The following is a 15,443-nucleotide window of genomic DNA, read 5'->3' as shown; positions in this document are numbered from 1 at the left end:
GACAAGCATGAAATATATTATTAGTGCAGCAGTATCAGGACTTATTTTAGGCTTAGGTTTAGTGGTATCGGGTATGGTCGATCCGGTTAAAGTGATAGGTTTTTTAGATTTATTTGGTAATTGGGATCCTACTTTAGCCTTTGTTATGGGCGGAGGATTGTGTGTGTACTTACCTATCTATCATTTAGTAGTAAAACCTAGAGGTAAAACTTTGTTTGATGAGCCTTGCCAGTTACCTAACAATTCAATAATTGATATTAAGCTCATTATTGGCTCAGTGTTGTTTGGCTTAGGCTGGGGCCTAAGTGGTATTTGTCCAGGGCCTGCTCTCGTGAATTTAAGTGGTGGTCAAACCGGTATTCTAGCCTTTGTGTTAAGTATGTTGCTTGGTATGATACTCACAAATCGGTTTTCTAAGTAATACAAAGACTCAATATGAATTTAAGTGATATGCAGGCCAATGCCGCACAAGCAGCAGACCTTTTAAAGGCCATGGCTAATAAACATCGATTGCTTATTTTGTGTGTATTGAATAATCGGGAATTGTCGGTATCACAGCTAAATGATGAAATTGCCATTCCTCAATCCACTTTGTCGCAACACTTAGGCGTGTTGCGTAAAGACGGTTTAGTACAAACTAGGCGAGAGGCGCAAACCATTTATTATTCATTAAAAAGTGAACAAGTGAAAACTATGATTGCTACCTTGTATCAATTGTATTGCGCTGAATAGGGTTATGGCTGGATGATAAGCTCTACTTGGTCACCTAACTTTATTTCCCCATCCTCTATCACTTTACAACACACACCGCCTCGCCAATCTGGGGTGAGGGCGGTTGTTAGGCCTTGATGTTGCGCATCCATTTTGGCACAAGGATCAGTTTCGCGAGTGATCAATAGTTTAAGTGAGCCAATTTGAATATGTTTGCCCACATCATCTTGACTAAAACGAATACCCTCCACAAACAGGTTCGCTCTTCTAATAGTCCAAGGTAAAACTGTGTTAAGTTCGTCACAGGCTTGTAACCACTGTTCTTTACTTAAAACAGTGACTTGACGTTTACCTGGCTTACCTCGGCCATCTGGCACAAGACCACTTTGTTTGGTTATATGGCAACTGAAATGAGTTTGCATGGGCGCGCCGGTTTTTTCACGAGTGGCTATACCTAATAATTGCATGTTAAACGGCTTCCTGAGGCTGGATATGTTTATTTTGAATGTGCTTGTTTTGAATGAATTTCAGGCGTATTCCTAAGGTAATGGCTGCGCAGGTTAAGCCACAAATAAAGCCAATCCAAAATCCAGCGCCAGCCATTTTAGGTACAATCCAATCTGTTAAACCTAAAATACAGCCAATGGTTAAACCCACTAGCCAATAAGAGATGAAACTTAAATAGAACATTGCAGCTGTATCTTTATATCCTCGCAAAGCAGTACCTGCAATGACTTGTATGGCGTCGGAAAACTGAAACATAGCAGCAAATAATAACATGCTAGATGCCAAGGTTATGACCGCAGGATCGATACTATATAAACTTGCGATAGACTCACGGCCAAATATAGTTATGGTGGCAGTAAAAGCTGCAATCGACACGCCTAAAACAAAGGCACACTTAGTGGCAATTTTAGCTTGCTCTGGGCGATTTTCCCCTAATAAAAAACCGATTCTAATACTGGTTGCCATGCCAATGCTTAAGGGGATCATAAACATCAGTGCTGAAAAGTTCAGAGCCACTTGATGAGAGGCCACCATAATCGCGCCAAACGGAGCCAGTAAAATGGCTACCACGGCAAATAAAGTCACCTCAAATAAAATAGTCATGGCGATGGGAAAACCCAACTTCATACACTCTTTAATGTGTTGTTTACTGGGGGGATAAAATTGGCTAAACAACTGGTATTGGCTTAGTTTTTCAGATTTTAAGCTGTAAAAAAAGGTCGCGATAAACATAGCTACAAAAACCAAAGCTGTGGCGACACCACAACCGGCACCGCCCATTTCTGGTAAACCAAATTTTCCATAAATAAGTACATAGTTAGCAGGTATGTTAACCAATAAACCAATTCCCATGATCACCATGCTCGGCTTAGTGATGGATAATCCTTCACAATAATTACGTAATACCTGATACAGGGCAAAGGCCGGCATAGAAAATAATATGTACTGAATATAATCTACCGCAATTTTACCTAGTTCAGCCTCCATTTGAATAAATTGAGTCACAGATTCAAACCCAAAGCCAAACATAACGGCTAAACTAGAAAACCCCAAAGCTAACCACACCATCTGCTGAGTGTAATTGGCCACTTTATCTGATTGTTTAGCGCCATTTAAACGAGAAATGATGGGCGGCAAGGCTAAAGTTATGCCCTGAATAAATACGATTATGGGCAGGGTGAAACTAAAACCTATAGCTACTGCTGCCATGTCGGTAGCCGAGTAACGACCGGCCATAATAGTGTCTGACACGCCCATTAAGGTCTGGGTAATTTGTGCAATCAAAAGGGGCCAAGCTAGGTGAATAATGGTTTTGAGTTCTTTGTTAAATGTCACTGTTGTCTTCTATCTTAGGTGAAAATTAGCTGAAAATAAGGTGTGCTTATAGATCTTGAAAAGGCTGTATTTTTACTTTTTGACCTTGAGTAATATTGCCAGACTCTTGAGGCAAAACCATGTAACAATTGGCATTGGCTATAGAGCTCATAATACCAGAACCTTGTTTACCATTGGCTTTAACCCACAATTTACCAGCTGCATCTCGGTAAAATATACCTCTTTGATAATCGGCTCGACCCGGTCGTTTTCGAATTGTTTCTGCAGCTTCAGCAATAAAATAAGCATCAGGCAAATAGCTTTTACCACTCAATTTATTTAATACTGGGCTAACTAGTTGTTCGAATGTCACATAGGCAGACACTGGATTACCAGGCAGTCCACAAAACCAAGCTTGGCTAAGGCGACCAAATGCAAAAGGTTTACCGGGCTTGATCGCCACTTTCCAAAAGTTGATTTGACCGAGTTCATCTAATACTTGTTTGACATAATCGGCATCACCCACTGACACACCACCACAGGATATAACGAGATCGCAGTTTTGATTTGCTTGTGTAAAAGTATGTCTTAATTCAGCGATATCGTCTTTTATAATGCCAAAGTCGACAACTTCGACTGGATATTTGGCCATTAGACCAAGTAGGGCGTAACGATTACTTTCATAAATATTGCCTTCAAGTAATGGCTGGCCTGGTGGAGTGAGTTCGTCACCTGTGGCAATTAAGCCTACTTTAATTTTTTTAGTGACTTCAACTTCAGCAATGCCTACTGAGGCGATTAAAGCTAAACAAGCGGGTGTCAGCTGCGTACCTTTTGTAACTACCACTTGGCCTTGCTGAATATCTTCCCCCGCTTTTCTAACACTATTACCTTTTTTAGGTACTTGCATAAAGGTAATGGTGTTATGTTCTGCTTGAGTATTTTCTTGCATGACTACAGCGTCTGCGCCTTGTGGTATAACAGCGCCTGTCATTATTCTTACACATTGCCCTTCTGTAACTGAGCTTGCAAAAGGTTGGCCAGCTAAAGCGGTTCCCACTAAGGTTAATTGGGTGTTAGCGGGTGATTGACTGTCAGTCGCCAAATCTGCACTGCGCATAGCGTAGCCATCCATTGCCGAATTATCAGCTGGTGGTACATTGATTGGCGAAATAACATCACGGGCTAAAACGCGATTTAACCCTTGGAATAAAGGAAGGCGCTCAGAATCTTGAATGGTCGATACTTGTTCCAACATATTTGATATCGCGTCAGAAATGGCTACTAGGCCAGGAGTATCACAGGAATGCAACATGGTAATTTATCGCCTTAAAAAAACTAAATTGGGGTTGAGATAAAGTGGTTTAACTATCGCAAAAAAGGCCGTGAAGGGATAGTAGGTTTTATTGAATAATTCAAGGAAGGATTATTTATGGGGGCAAGGTGCCCCCAAACCAGCTAAAAGATCAACAGCCCTTGGTTAGAACCTTAACAATCATAATTTTTCTACTTTATATCCCTTGCTCTGTAAACTAGTTAAAACACTATCGGGGCCAGCTAAATGTAGAGCTCCTACCAAAACAAATTCAACAGGCTCAGTGTTTAACATTTTTTCAATTTGAGGAAGCCAATTATGGTTTCGAGTAACTAATAGGTCTTGATAAATTTCGGGGTAATCAGTAATAAACTCTTTGATCCCCACCTCGGCTAATGCAGGCATATCACCTATGCGCCAAGCTTTACGTAGGGTGTCAATCATATTGGGCATTTTTTTGATGTCTTTAAGTGTGTATTCGATCATGGCATCGTGATCGCTTTGGCCCATTTTTAATAAAAATTCGATTTGTTGATCGGGAGACTCTAGCCAAAGTTGAGGTTTATTCTTTTTAGCAGCTAACTTTGAATAATATAAATCAACCCCCTCACTGGTTAACCCCAATATTTGTAATTCAAGCATACTTAAAGTGATAGCCAATAAACTCGGTTTGAATGACGCAAAATTTTGCATCGGGATCCCTCGGGCATCTAAATGGGCTTTAAGCGCAGTATAGGCCGCTGGTTTTAATATCTTATCTATAGTGGTGCCGTCTGCAAACATCATCTGGCCCATCATTTTTTGTGCAAATTCAGGACTATTGACCACAGACATATCCGTTTCAAATACAAGTTGGTCTACTAATTTAAACGCTTGGTCATACTCTTTAGGTAAAGGGTAATCTTCCTTGGCTAACACATGGATAGTGCCACCAATATAAAGAGAGTGGGTGTCAGATGATACTTTCCATACTGAAGCGCAGTGGGAGTGCGAGGTAAAGGTGATAGCAACTAGCAATACCAGTTTTTTAAATAACGTCATGTTAGTGTTCTGTCCTATTTTTAATGATAAGCCTAATTTTTTAGCGAGGGCAGCATAACGCCAATCCTTTAGTCATGGCAATCAATATATTTGCACCATTTTGGCTCTCTAAAATCACGCGGGGCTATTTTGGTGCCAATGCACCGGATTGGTGCTTGTTTTTGTGTTTTTTATTATTTTTAACATCTTAACCTTTTGAATTGTAAGGAATAAAAAATTGGCATTATTCCTGTATTAAAAAATACAATTAACAAGTTTGTTCGTTTTTACATTTTCCAATCTTATTATTTAGTAAGAGTTGGTATGGCAAAGAAGCCCTTAAAGTCGCGTTAATCGATTTTTGGGGCTTTTTTGTTTTTAAAGCACATATAGAGGTGACTGATGTCAAGTTCGGTAAATATTGGTAGCGCACAAAAAATGCGTATTGTAGTAGTAGGGAATGGCATGGTTGGCCATCATTTTGTTGATCAATTAATTCAAGAAAATGCGGCAGATAATGACACGCAATTAGAAGTAGTGGTTTTATCAGCAGAACCTCGCTTAGCTTACGATAGGGTTCATTTATCAGAGTATTTCTCTGGTAAAACGGCTGATGAATTAGCCTTAACTACGCCAGAATATTACCAAGAGCATAATATTCAATTCGAACTTAGCGCTAAAGTTGTCAATATTAATAAACTGGCTAAGTCAGTGACGACCGAATCTGGTGATGTGTTTGAATACGATAAACTCGTGTTATCTACTGGTTCATATCCTTTTGTTCCACCTATCCCAGGTAACGATCAACCACATTGTTTGGTTTACCGTACTATCGAAGATTTAGAAGATATCAGTGCGTCAGCCGCAGTAAGTAAAGTAGGTGTGGTTGTTGGTGGTGGTTTATTAGGACTAGAAGCGGCAAATGCCCTTAAAGAAGCAGGTTTACAAACTCACGTAGTTGAATTTGCCCCACAACTAATGGCTGTGCAAGTCGATGGCGGTGGTGGCCGTTTATTACGTAGTAAAATTGAAGCATTAGGTGTACAGGTTCACACCCAAAAAGCCACTCAATCAATTGAAGCGGGTGATACCTGTCGTTATAAAATGTGCTTTGCCGATGGCGAAGTGTTAGAAACAGACATGATTTTATTCTCTGCCGGTATTCGTCCGTCAGATGCGCTAGCCCGTGAATTCGATTTAGAAATTGGTGAGCGTGGCGGTATTGTTATCGACGACCAATGTTTAACCAGCGACAAAGATATTTATGCTATTGGTGAATGTGCCCTGTGGAATAACTTTATTTATGGTTTAGTTGCGCCGGGTTACACCATGGCACGTGCTGCCGCTAGCCACATTGTCGGTGGTGATTTAACCTTCCAAGGTGCTGACATGAGCACTAAGTTGAAGTTAATGGGTGTTGAAGTAGGTTCTATCGGTGATGCCCATGCACGTACCGAAGGTGCATTATGTTATACCTACGAAAACCAACCTGAAGAAGTGTATAAAAAGATTGTAGTTGATGCCGAAGGTAAAAAATTACTAGGTTCAGTATTAATCGGTGACACCAGTGATTACGATACGTTATTGCAATACGCATTAAATGATATTGAATTACCTGAAAAACCAGAAAGTTTAATTTTACCAGCGGGTGCTGGCGATGCACCTGGCTTAGGCGCAGATGCACTGCCAGACACTGCGACTATTTGTTCATGTCATAACGTATCTAAAGGCGACATCATTGAAGCAGTTGATCAAGGTGCTTGTGATGTAGGCAGTGTTAAAGGTTGTACTAAAGCAGCCACTGGTTGTGGTGGTTGTGCTGCTTTACTTAAATCTGTTGTCGACAGCGAGCTTGAAAAGCGAGGTGTTGAGGTAAAAAAGGACATATGTGAACATTTCGCTTACTCTCGCCAAGAATTGTTTCACCTAGTTAAAGTTGGCAGCATCAAATCATTTGATGAATTAGTGGAGAAACACGGTCAAGGTTTAGGGTGTGAAATTTGTAAACCTGCTGTTGGCTCAATTATGGCTTCGGTATGGAATGATTTTATTCTAAAACCAGATCACGTCAGCCTACAAGATACCAATGATACCTATTTAGGTAACATGCAAAAAGACGGGACTTATTCAATTATTCCGCGTATTCCAGGTGGTGAAATTACTCCAGAGAAGCTAATTGTCATTGGTGAAGTGGGTCGCGATTATAAACTTTATACTAAGATAACAGGTGGTCAACGTATCGATTTATTTGGTGCGAAAGTTGAGCAACTACCTGAAATTTGGGAAAAATTAATCAATGCTGGCTTTGAAACAGGTCACGCTTACGCTAAATCTTTAAGAACCGTTAAATCATGTGTGGGTAGCACTTGGTGTCGTTACGGGGTTCAAGACTCAGTTGGCCAAGCTATCGATTTAGAAAACCGCTATAAAGGTTTACGTGCACCGCACAAGATTAAATTCGCTGTATCGGGTTGTACTCGTGAATGTGCTGAAGCACAAAGTAAAGATATAGGTGTCATCGCCACAGAAAATGGTTGGAACTTATATGTATGTGGTAACGGTGGTATGAAACCTCGTCACGCAGACTTATTCGCCACAGATTTAGATGATGAAACCTTAGTTAAATATATCGACCGCGTTTTGATGTTTTACGTACGTACTGCTGACCGTTTACAACGCACGTCGGTATGGATGGAAAACCTTGAAGGTGGTTTAGAATATTTGAAACAAGTCGTGATTGAAGATTCACTTGGTTTAGGTGAAGAGTTAGAAGCTCAAATGCAAAATGTGGTGGATACTTATCAGTGTGAGTGGAAAACAGCCATTGAAAATGAGCAATCGCGTAAACGTTTCCGTCGTTTTGTAAATAGCGACAAGTCTGATTTAAACATTGTCTTTGTAGAAGAAAGGGATCAAATCCGCCCGGCTACTGAAGAAGAAAAGAAAAAACTGCAAGCGCAAAGTATTGAAGATGCTGACCAACTTGCCACTGAAGTAGTGTAAGGAGAATACATATGACAACTCAAAATGATTGGATCTCTGTTTGTTCAGACGATGACCTAGTATTGAACTCAGGTGTATGTGCCTTAGTAAACGATAAAGAAGTGGCCATTTTTAAAATGAAAACTGGCAGTGAAGATAAAGTATTTGCTGTAAGCAACTGGGACCCATTTGGTAAAGCAAACGTGCTTTATCGCGGCCTAGTGGGTTCGGTAGATGGCGCTGAAGTAATTATTGCTCCTCTTTATAAACAAAGATACAACTTAACAACTGGCCAGTGTTTAGATGACGAAAGTGTTAAGTTAACCGTATATCCTGTTCGTGTTGAGCAAGATAAAGTGTTACTTCAATCGGCTGGCTAATTCATGGTGAGTATCAGCAAATCTGCTGAAACTGCATTGCATACACCTAACACGTCTGGCCCTTCATTGGTGACCACAACTTGTCCCTATTGTGGGGTAGGTTGTGGGGTCGAAGTGACCTTAGATGAAAGTCGACAATTAAGTGTGTTGCAGGGCAGTTCAGATCATCCCGCCAATTTCGGACGTTTGTGTGTTAAAGGCAGCAAGCTGCTAGAAACCAATTCAATCAATGGCCGATTATTGTCACCTATGGTGCATGGCGAACCAAGCGATTGGCAAACTGCGACTCAAACCGTAGCAGACAAATTCAAACAAGTGATTGCTGAGCATGGCCCTGAGTCGGTGGCCTTTTATGTTTCCGGTCAACTTTTGACTGAAGACTATTACGTTGCCAATAAACTCATGAAAGGTTATATCGGCAGTGCCAATATCGATACCAATTCTCGTTTGTGTATGTCGTCAGCAGTGGCTGCTTACAAACGTGCCTTTGGCGCAGATGCCGTCCCCTGTTGTTACGAAGATTTAGAAGTTACCGAGTTATTAATCTTGGTTGGCTCAAATGCCGCTTGGACCCATCCTGTGTTATTTCAACGGATGGAAAGGGCTAAAAAATTAAACCCTGATATGCGTGTGATCACAATTGATCCTCGTAAAACCGCCACTAGCGAATTAGCCGATAGCCATTTACCCATTAAACCTGGTACAGATGTGGCCTTATTCAATGGCTTAATTCAGTACTTGTCACAAAACTCAGGTTTAGATCAAAAATACATTGATAGTGTGACTCAAGGCTTTGATGTGGTGCTTGATGAATGCAAGCAGTGGACATTAGATCTTGTCGCACAAACTTGTGATATTGATAAAGCCTTAGTAGAGAATTTTTATCACTTGTTCTGTGAAACTGAAAAAGTGGTCACCGCCTATTGTATGGGGGTCAATCAATCTACCTCAGGTACAGACAAAGCGAATAGCATCATTAATTGCCACTTAGCCTCAGGCAAAGTTGGCAAAGTTGGCAGTGGCCCGTTTTCACTTACTGGACAACCTAATGCCATGGGTGGCCGTGAAGTAGGCGGGTTAGCCAACATGTTGGCTTGTCATATGGATATAGATAATCCAGAGCACAGACAGACAGTTCAGACTTATTGGCAGTCTCCTACCATAGCGAGTAAAGTTGGCCTTAAAGCCGTAGATATGTTTGACGACATTGAAACGGGCAAGGTAAAAGCGGTGTGGATCATGGCGACAAATCCTATGGTCAGCATGCCCAATCGCGAAAAAATTGCCAAAGCATTGAAAAAATGCGAAATGGTTGTGGTATCTGATTGTGTAGATAAAAACGACACCTTAAGTTTTGCTGATGTTGCCTTACCGGCTACAGGCTGGTCAGAAAAAGACGGCACAGTGACTAACTCTGAGCGTCGTATTTCTCGTCAGCGCGGCATTATGCCAGCTAGCGGACAAGCTAAACACGATTGGCAAATTATTTGTGATGTGGCTAAAGCCATGGGCTTTGAGCAAGGGTTTGATTTTAACCATCCGCGAGAGATTTTTGACGAGTATGTAGGCTTAACTCAAGCTGATAACAACGGCAAACGAGACTTAGATTTATCTGGCTTAGCTGGATTATCTGCCCGAGCTTACGATGGTTTAAAACCAATTCAGTGGCCAGTTAATCAAAGTGCGCCTGAAGGCACAAAACGTCTATTTACCAATGACAAGTTTTATACACCTTCCGGTAAAGCTAACTTTTTGAAAACGGTATTTACCCCGCCAGAACAAGTTACCACCAACGATTATCCTTTTGTGTTAAACAGTGGTCGTTTGCGTGACCAGTGGCATACCATGACACGTACTGGTAAAGCTTCGGCATTAACTTCACACTTTAGTCGTCCGTTTTTAGCTATGCATCCTAAAGATGCAGATGCAATGGCTTTAAAAGAACACGATTTAGTGAATTTAACGGCTGGGCATTTAAGTCACGAACAATCAGATATTTGTTTACCTTTGGTATTGGATGACAAACAACGAAAAGGTGAGTTATTTGCGCCTATTCATTGGAGTACCACCAATAGCGCTAGCTCAAACATTACTGGTTTGTATACCGATGCCAATGACAAAATATCAGGCCAACCTGAGTTAAAACATGCTGCGGTAGCGTTAACCAAAGTGGATTATCCATTACAGGGTAAAATCTTTGTTAAACAAAGCCTTGCTGTCGAATTGCTGAGAGAAAAGTTTGCTTATTTTGTGACTACTCCGGTAGAGCAAGGCACCTTGATTTATTTCGGTACCGAGCATTCTGAAGCAGAGGTTAAACTCTGGTTGCAGATTAATTTACCTTTATACGATGAGTGGGTAAGTGTAACTGGTGGTGACGTGGCGAGTACCTTCGCTATGCGTGAAGGTTTGTTGTCTTTATGTTTGTTTATGGGTAAAGAGCACCTAGATGTAGACACCGGTTGGATCAGTAGCTTATTGGCTGGTGGTTTAGTAGACGGCGAACAAATGCATGGTTTGTTAAACAATCAACCAGACGAGCAGTTTAAGCAAGGCAAGTTGATTTGTAGTTGTTTCAAAGTGGGTGAAAACACCATTATTGATGCCATACAAAAAGGTTGCGACTCGGTTGATAAACTAGGTAATGCCCTTAAATGTGGCACTAACTGTGGGTCTTGTAAGTCAGAGTTGAGTCAATTAGTGAATCAACATAAAGGTTTGTTAGCAGCTAACCCCAATACGGATCCTGCGATTGAAGACATGATCATCCCAGTAGAAGAAATCATATAGTTAGATTAACTCGCCAAATATTAACTTTGGCGAGTTTTCTGTTTATTCCTTAACTTCTTTAACATCCCGCTCTAGTGTTTATGTTTAGTATGATGTTCTTGTAATAAATCTCGACCAAAATCCCCTTTAAAATCTCGCCAAACAGTGTGAATGTGATTGCCATTGTTCTGCACATTGTCGTATTCAATTAAGAATGAGTCACCTTGAATACGGTAATAGTGTTTTTGATTGACCTTGATACTGCCTGCCCATGCAAACTGTAAGTTATTAATAGAGTGAGATTGAATTTGTTGGTATCGACTTTGAGCCAGATCTTTTGGCATATTGTTTAAATATACTGAAATAATCCCTAATAATTGTGCTTTTTGTTCTGAGTTTAAGGCTGAAAATAAAATGCCTTTATTGGCTAAAGGTGAGACTTGTTGTTGATTTCTAGTCAATATGTCTCTGTATGCTTTGTTTGAAATTATCGCCTGTTTTTGTTGTTCTGCCGATAAGTTATTGATGAGCTCTCTTGCTAGATCTTCTTCGAGTTTTAACACCCGCAAACCTTGTTTATCGCCAGATGGTACGTTAGCTGGATTAGCTCCCCAAAAATTAGGTGTGACAGCGGCTAACTTACCCTGTTCAACCGTAAAGTTAAGAGACAAGTGGTGGCCTTCAAAACGCCACGCCCAAATATTATCGTTTTGTGGTTGGCCAAAAATGCTTAGGTAATAAAGTTCTGTGTCGCGATATGCTTCATTGTTTAATACTTTTAGTACTTCTTCCAAGTCGATAATGCTGGTGGCTTTGTTAAACCCTTGCTCACTTAAACTAGATTTTAATACAATAATGGCCAGTTGTTTTTGTTGAGCATTTAACTCTTTAAGAGGAAGCCCTTTGCGAGCAGTTGGTACAAACTTCCAGTTAAATCTCTCTTCGTCTTTGAACTTGAATAAAACCAAAGAAGCCTGTTGTGGGTCGAGACTATTAACAAAGTTAACTGTATTATTAGTTAACTCACTGGCAGTCACACTCAAACTAATATGGGTAAGGGTAAGACTAAGTAAAAAAATTGCTCTATGTAGCATTGGGTTTCACTTAAAGTTAATAGTTTTAAATTGGCATTTTCATTGGGTTTTGATATCACTTACTTGGCTAGTCACTTCACCATCGGCGAAACGGCTAACAATCTCATCACCAGATTCTAATTGTTTTACACTTTTTACAATTTCACCTTTGTTAAAGCTAATGTTGTATCCACGAGATAAAGTAGCGAGTGGGTTCACAGTGTCTAATAAATGGCTATTGTTAGCTAAGGTTTGTTGTTTGTTCTTCAATAATTGTTGGCAAGCTCGGTGTAACTTATTTTGTAATTCACTTAAATTGTGCTGCTCTTGGGCGATACGCTTGTCTGGTGATGATAAATTTAATCGACTATTTAAATGACTAAATTGCTGTTTGTTTTGGCTGAAGTTTCGGTTAAATACCAGATTAAGCTTATCTTGTAATTGGTCTAGATACTGGGCTTTTTGTTGTAACTGCTTTTGCGGATGATTTTGTAACAAAGCTTGGTTCAGTACTTTATGCTGATGGCTGAAAACCTGTAGGTTGGTGTTAAAAGCTTTGGCTAGCTTGTGCTCAAGAGTGGAGATATTCTGACTTAATTCAAGTTGATCTTGGCTAATTAATTCGGCTGCGGCTGATGGCGTAGGGGCCCGTAAGTCTGCTACAAAATCAGCTATGCTCACATCGACTTCGTGACCCACTGCGCTAACAATCGGTAAGCTAGAAGCAAAAATAGTTCTGGCAACTCTTTCGTCATTGAAACACCATAAATCTTCTAATGAACCGCCACCACGTCCTACTATAAGTACATCTACTTCGTTTCTATGATTAGCTATATTTATCGCATTAACGATTTGTTCTGGCGCTAAATCGCCTTGTACTTGGGTTGGATAAATCACTACCTGTATAGCAGGATTACGACGTTTTAAAACGGTTAAAATATCATGTAAAGCAGCCCCTGTGGCTGATGTCACAATTCCTACGCTAAGTATTTGTTGCGGAATGGCTTGTTTATGCTCGGTGGCAAACAAGCCTTCGTATGCGAGTTGTTGTTTAAGTTGTTCAAACTGTTGTTTTAACTGGCCTTCACCTTCAGGCTCAAGGTGCTCAACAATGATTTGATAATCGCCTCTTGGTTCGTATAGTCCAATGTTGGCCCTGACTAGCACTTTATCGCCCTCTTTGGGTTTTTGCTCTACTCGACGATTAGCGCCTTTAAACATGGCGCCCTTAACTTGAGCGCGGTTGTCTTTTAAGGTGAAGTACCAATGACCTGAGGCAGCTGCCACAAAATTAGAGATTTCGGCTGATAACCAAATTTGGCCAATTTCAGTTTCTAAAACGGAACGAGCTAAACGGTTTAATTTACTAACAGTAAGAATGTTCTTTGAGTTTGATTGTGTGTTAAACATTAACCAATAAAATATGAATAAAATGTAATTAATTGCAGTTTAACTGATTTATACCAAACTGTATAAACAATTACCCAGCTCAGAAGGACTGACAACCTTCAGAGCAAAGCGTGATTTTGAAGGAATGCTGGTTGCCCTTTCGAGATATCACAATGTAGCTATGGAGGTTGTCAGGTCTTCCCATGGGCGAGTTTAAAACTGACTTACTCTGCGTTGCGGCTTATCGATTTAGAACAACTAGACCATTAAAACCACGCCTTGATTAAATCAATTTTAACTCTCGCTGAGTGGACAATTGTGCATACAATTTGGTATTAAATCCATTCTTGGCAAAAATCTCATGGATTAACGCGATAATAACTAGACTGAAAAGAACAAATCCTCTAGAATCACGCCGCAATTAAAACCCCATTTATAGGTGATATTGCATGTTAAGGATCGCTAAAGAAGCCCTTACGTTTGACGATGTTTTGTTAGTGCCTGGGCACTCAGATGTTCTTCCTCATACCGCCAGTCTAAAAACTAGACTAACTCGCGGAGTCAGCTTAAATATCCCTCTTATCTCTGCCGCTATGGATACTGTATCTGAAGCGCGTTTAGCTATTGCGTTGGCCCAAGAAGGTGGGATTGGGTTTATTCATAAAAATATGACACCAGAACAACAAGCCGAACATGTGCGCATTGTTAAAAAATACGAAAGTGGTGTGGTGAAAGATCCTGTGACAGTTCTACCAACCGCCACTATTGGTGAAATTAACGCCTTAAGTAAACGTCATGGCTTTTCAGGTTTTCCAGTTGTTGATCAAGATAATAACCTAGTGGGTATTGTAACTGGCCGAGATTTACGTTTCGAAAACAGTTTAGACAAACCTATTACTAGTGTTATGACTGGCAAAGAAGATTTAGTCACTGTCAAAGCGGGTGCACCCTCTGAGCAAGTGCTAGATTTGATGCACGAGCATCGCATTGAAAAGATTTTAGTCGTTGATGATGCCTTTAAACTAACTGGCATGATCACAGTAAAAGATTTCCAAAAAGCCGAAAGCAAACCTAATGCTTGTAAAGATGAATTAGGCCAATTACGTGTTGGTGCTGCGGTAAGCGTTGGCGCCGGTACCGACGAACGTATTAAATTATTAGTTGAAGCTGGCGTAGATGTGTTGTTAGTTGACACCTCTCATGGCCATTCTCAAGGCGTAATTGACAGAGTCACAAAAATTCGAGCAGACTACCCCGACGTACAACTTATTGCAGGTAACGTAGCTACAGGTGAAGGTGCTAAAGCCTTAGCCGATGCAGGTGTTGATGCGGTTAAAGTGGGCATTGGTCCAGGTTCAATTTGTACTACGCGTATTGTTACAGGCTGTGGTGTACCTCAAATTACTGCGATTTCTGATGCAGTTGATGCACTAAAAGACACGGACGTACCTGTTATTGCTGACGGCGGAATTCGTTTTTCTGGTGACATTGCCAAAGCATTAGTGGCGGGTGCAAGTTGTGTGATGGTAGGCAGCATGTTAGCTGGTACTGAAGAAGCACCAGGCGAAGTTGAGTTGTATCAAGGGCGTTATTACAAGTCATACCGCGGAATGGGCTCATTGGGCGCTATGGATCAAAACAATGGTTCGTCGGATCGTTATTTCCAAGATAGTAAAAGTGCTGAAAAATTAGTGCCAGAAGGTATCGAAGGCCGTGTTGCCTATAAAGGACCGATCGCTAATATTATCCATCAACAAATGGGTGGCCTGCGCAGTGCAATGGGTCTAACAGGCTCTGCTACAATCGACATTTTGCGTACTAAACCACAATTTGTGAAAGTCACCGCAGCTGGTATGGGCGAGTCTCATGTACATGATGTGAGTATCACCAAAGAAGCGCCAAACTACCGATTAGGTTAATTAGTTCTTAATTAACTGTTTTGTTTTATGGCTTAAGGCAAGTTCTTAAGCCAATTTTCTATTT

The 15,443-nt window shown here is 40.7% G+C and carries 12 protein-coding genes; 6 read left to right on the top strand and 6 right to left on the bottom strand.

Annotated features, from left to right (window positions below):
- The first annotated feature begins 7 nt into the window (after window positions 1-7).
- Both L0668_RS17925 and L0668_RS17920 read left to right on the top strand, forming a co-directional pair.
- Complete coding sequence (locus L0668_RS17925) at window positions 8-421, top strand: YeeE/YedE family protein (RefSeq protein WP_235314104.1); 414 nt, start codon at window positions 8-10, stop codon at window positions 419-421.
- A 14-nt stretch (window positions 422-435) separates the two neighbouring features.
- Window positions 436-732 carry an ArsR/SmtB family transcription factor gene (locus L0668_RS17920; RefSeq protein ID WP_235314103.1) on the top strand — a complete coding sequence of 99 codons (297 nt, stop codon included), beginning with the start codon at window positions 436-438 and terminating at the stop codon, window positions 730-732.
- Window positions 733-734: 2 nt separating this feature from the next.
- Here the strand turns inward: L0668_RS17920 and L0668_RS17915 are convergent, their stop codons facing one another.
- From L0668_RS17915 to L0668_RS17900, 4 genes are all read right to left on the bottom strand, one after another.
- Window positions 735-1,178 carry an MOSC domain-containing protein gene (locus tag L0668_RS17915; protein WP_235314102.1) on the bottom strand — a complete coding sequence of 148 codons (444 nt, stop codon included), beginning with the start codon at window positions 1,176-1,178 and terminating at the stop codon, window positions 735-737.
- A gap of 1 nt (window position 1,179) precedes the next feature.
- The gene (locus tag L0668_RS17910) at window positions 1,180-2,553 is read right to left on the bottom strand and encodes an MATE family efflux transporter (RefSeq protein WP_235314101.1); all 1,374 of its coding nucleotides are present in this window, start codon (window positions 2,551-2,553) and stop codon (window positions 1,180-1,182) included.
- Window positions 2,554-2,599: 46 nt separating this feature from the next.
- Complete coding sequence (gene moeA, locus L0668_RS17905; protein WP_235314100.1) at window positions 2,600-3,847, bottom strand: molybdopterin molybdotransferase MoeA; 1,248 nt, start codon at window positions 3,845-3,847, stop codon at window positions 2,600-2,602.
- A gap of 180 nt (window positions 3,848-4,027) precedes the next feature.
- Window positions 4,028-4,888: a TraB/GumN family protein gene (locus L0668_RS17900; RefSeq protein ID WP_235314099.1), complete on the bottom strand. Its 861-nt coding sequence runs from the start codon at window positions 4,886-4,888 to the stop codon at window positions 4,028-4,030.
- Window positions 4,889-5,269: 381 nt separating this feature from the next.
- Here L0668_RS17900 and nirB point away from each other — a divergent pair, with 381 nt between their 5' ends.
- From nirB to L0668_RS17885, 3 genes are read left to right on the top strand one after another with little or no spacing between them, the layout of a single operon-like run.
- Complete coding sequence (gene nirB / locus L0668_RS17895; protein WP_235314098.1) at window positions 5,270-7,870, top strand: nitrite reductase large subunit NirB; 2,601 nt, start codon at window positions 5,270-5,272, stop codon at window positions 7,868-7,870.
- 11 nt (window positions 7,871-7,881) lie between these two features.
- Window positions 7,882-8,229 (top strand): nitrite reductase small subunit NirD, encoded by a 348-nt coding sequence (nirD, locus tag L0668_RS17890; protein ID WP_235314097.1) that lies wholly within the window; start codon window positions 7,882-7,884, stop codon window positions 8,227-8,229.
- A gap of 3 nt (window positions 8,230-8,232) precedes the next feature.
- Window positions 8,233-11,019 (top strand): nitrate reductase, encoded by a 2,787-nt coding sequence (locus L0668_RS17885; RefSeq protein WP_235314096.1) that lies wholly within the window; start codon window positions 8,233-8,235, stop codon window positions 11,017-11,019.
- Between the two features lie 71 nt (window positions 11,020-11,090).
- Here the strand turns inward: L0668_RS17885 and L0668_RS17880 are convergent, their stop codons facing one another.
- A complete protein-coding gene (locus L0668_RS17880; protein ID WP_235314095.1) occupies window positions 11,091-12,092 on the bottom strand; it encodes a DUF3500 domain-containing protein in 1,002 nt (333 codons plus the stop codon).
- A 39-nt stretch (window positions 12,093-12,131) separates the two neighbouring features.
- Window positions 12,132-13,481, bottom strand: a complete 1,350-nt coding sequence (gene xseA, locus L0668_RS17875) for an exodeoxyribonuclease VII large subunit (protein WP_235314094.1) — start codon at window positions 13,479-13,481, stop codon at window positions 12,132-12,134.
- Window positions 13,482-13,909: 428 nt separating this feature from the next.
- Here xseA and guaB point away from each other — a divergent pair, with 428 nt between their 5' ends.
- Window positions 13,910-15,379 (top strand): IMP dehydrogenase, encoded by a 1,470-nt coding sequence (guaB, locus tag L0668_RS17870; RefSeq protein ID WP_235314093.1) that lies wholly within the window; start codon window positions 13,910-13,912, stop codon window positions 15,377-15,379.
- Window positions 15,380-15,443 lie beyond the last annotated feature (64 nt).

The organism is Paraglaciecola algarum (assembly GCF_021532655.1).
Lineage (GTDB): Bacteria > Pseudomonadota > Gammaproteobacteria > Enterobacterales > Alteromonadaceae > Paraglaciecola > Paraglaciecola algarum.
The sequence above is the reverse complement of the archived record's forward strand: the minus strand, read 5'-3'. Positions and strand labels throughout refer to the sequence as shown.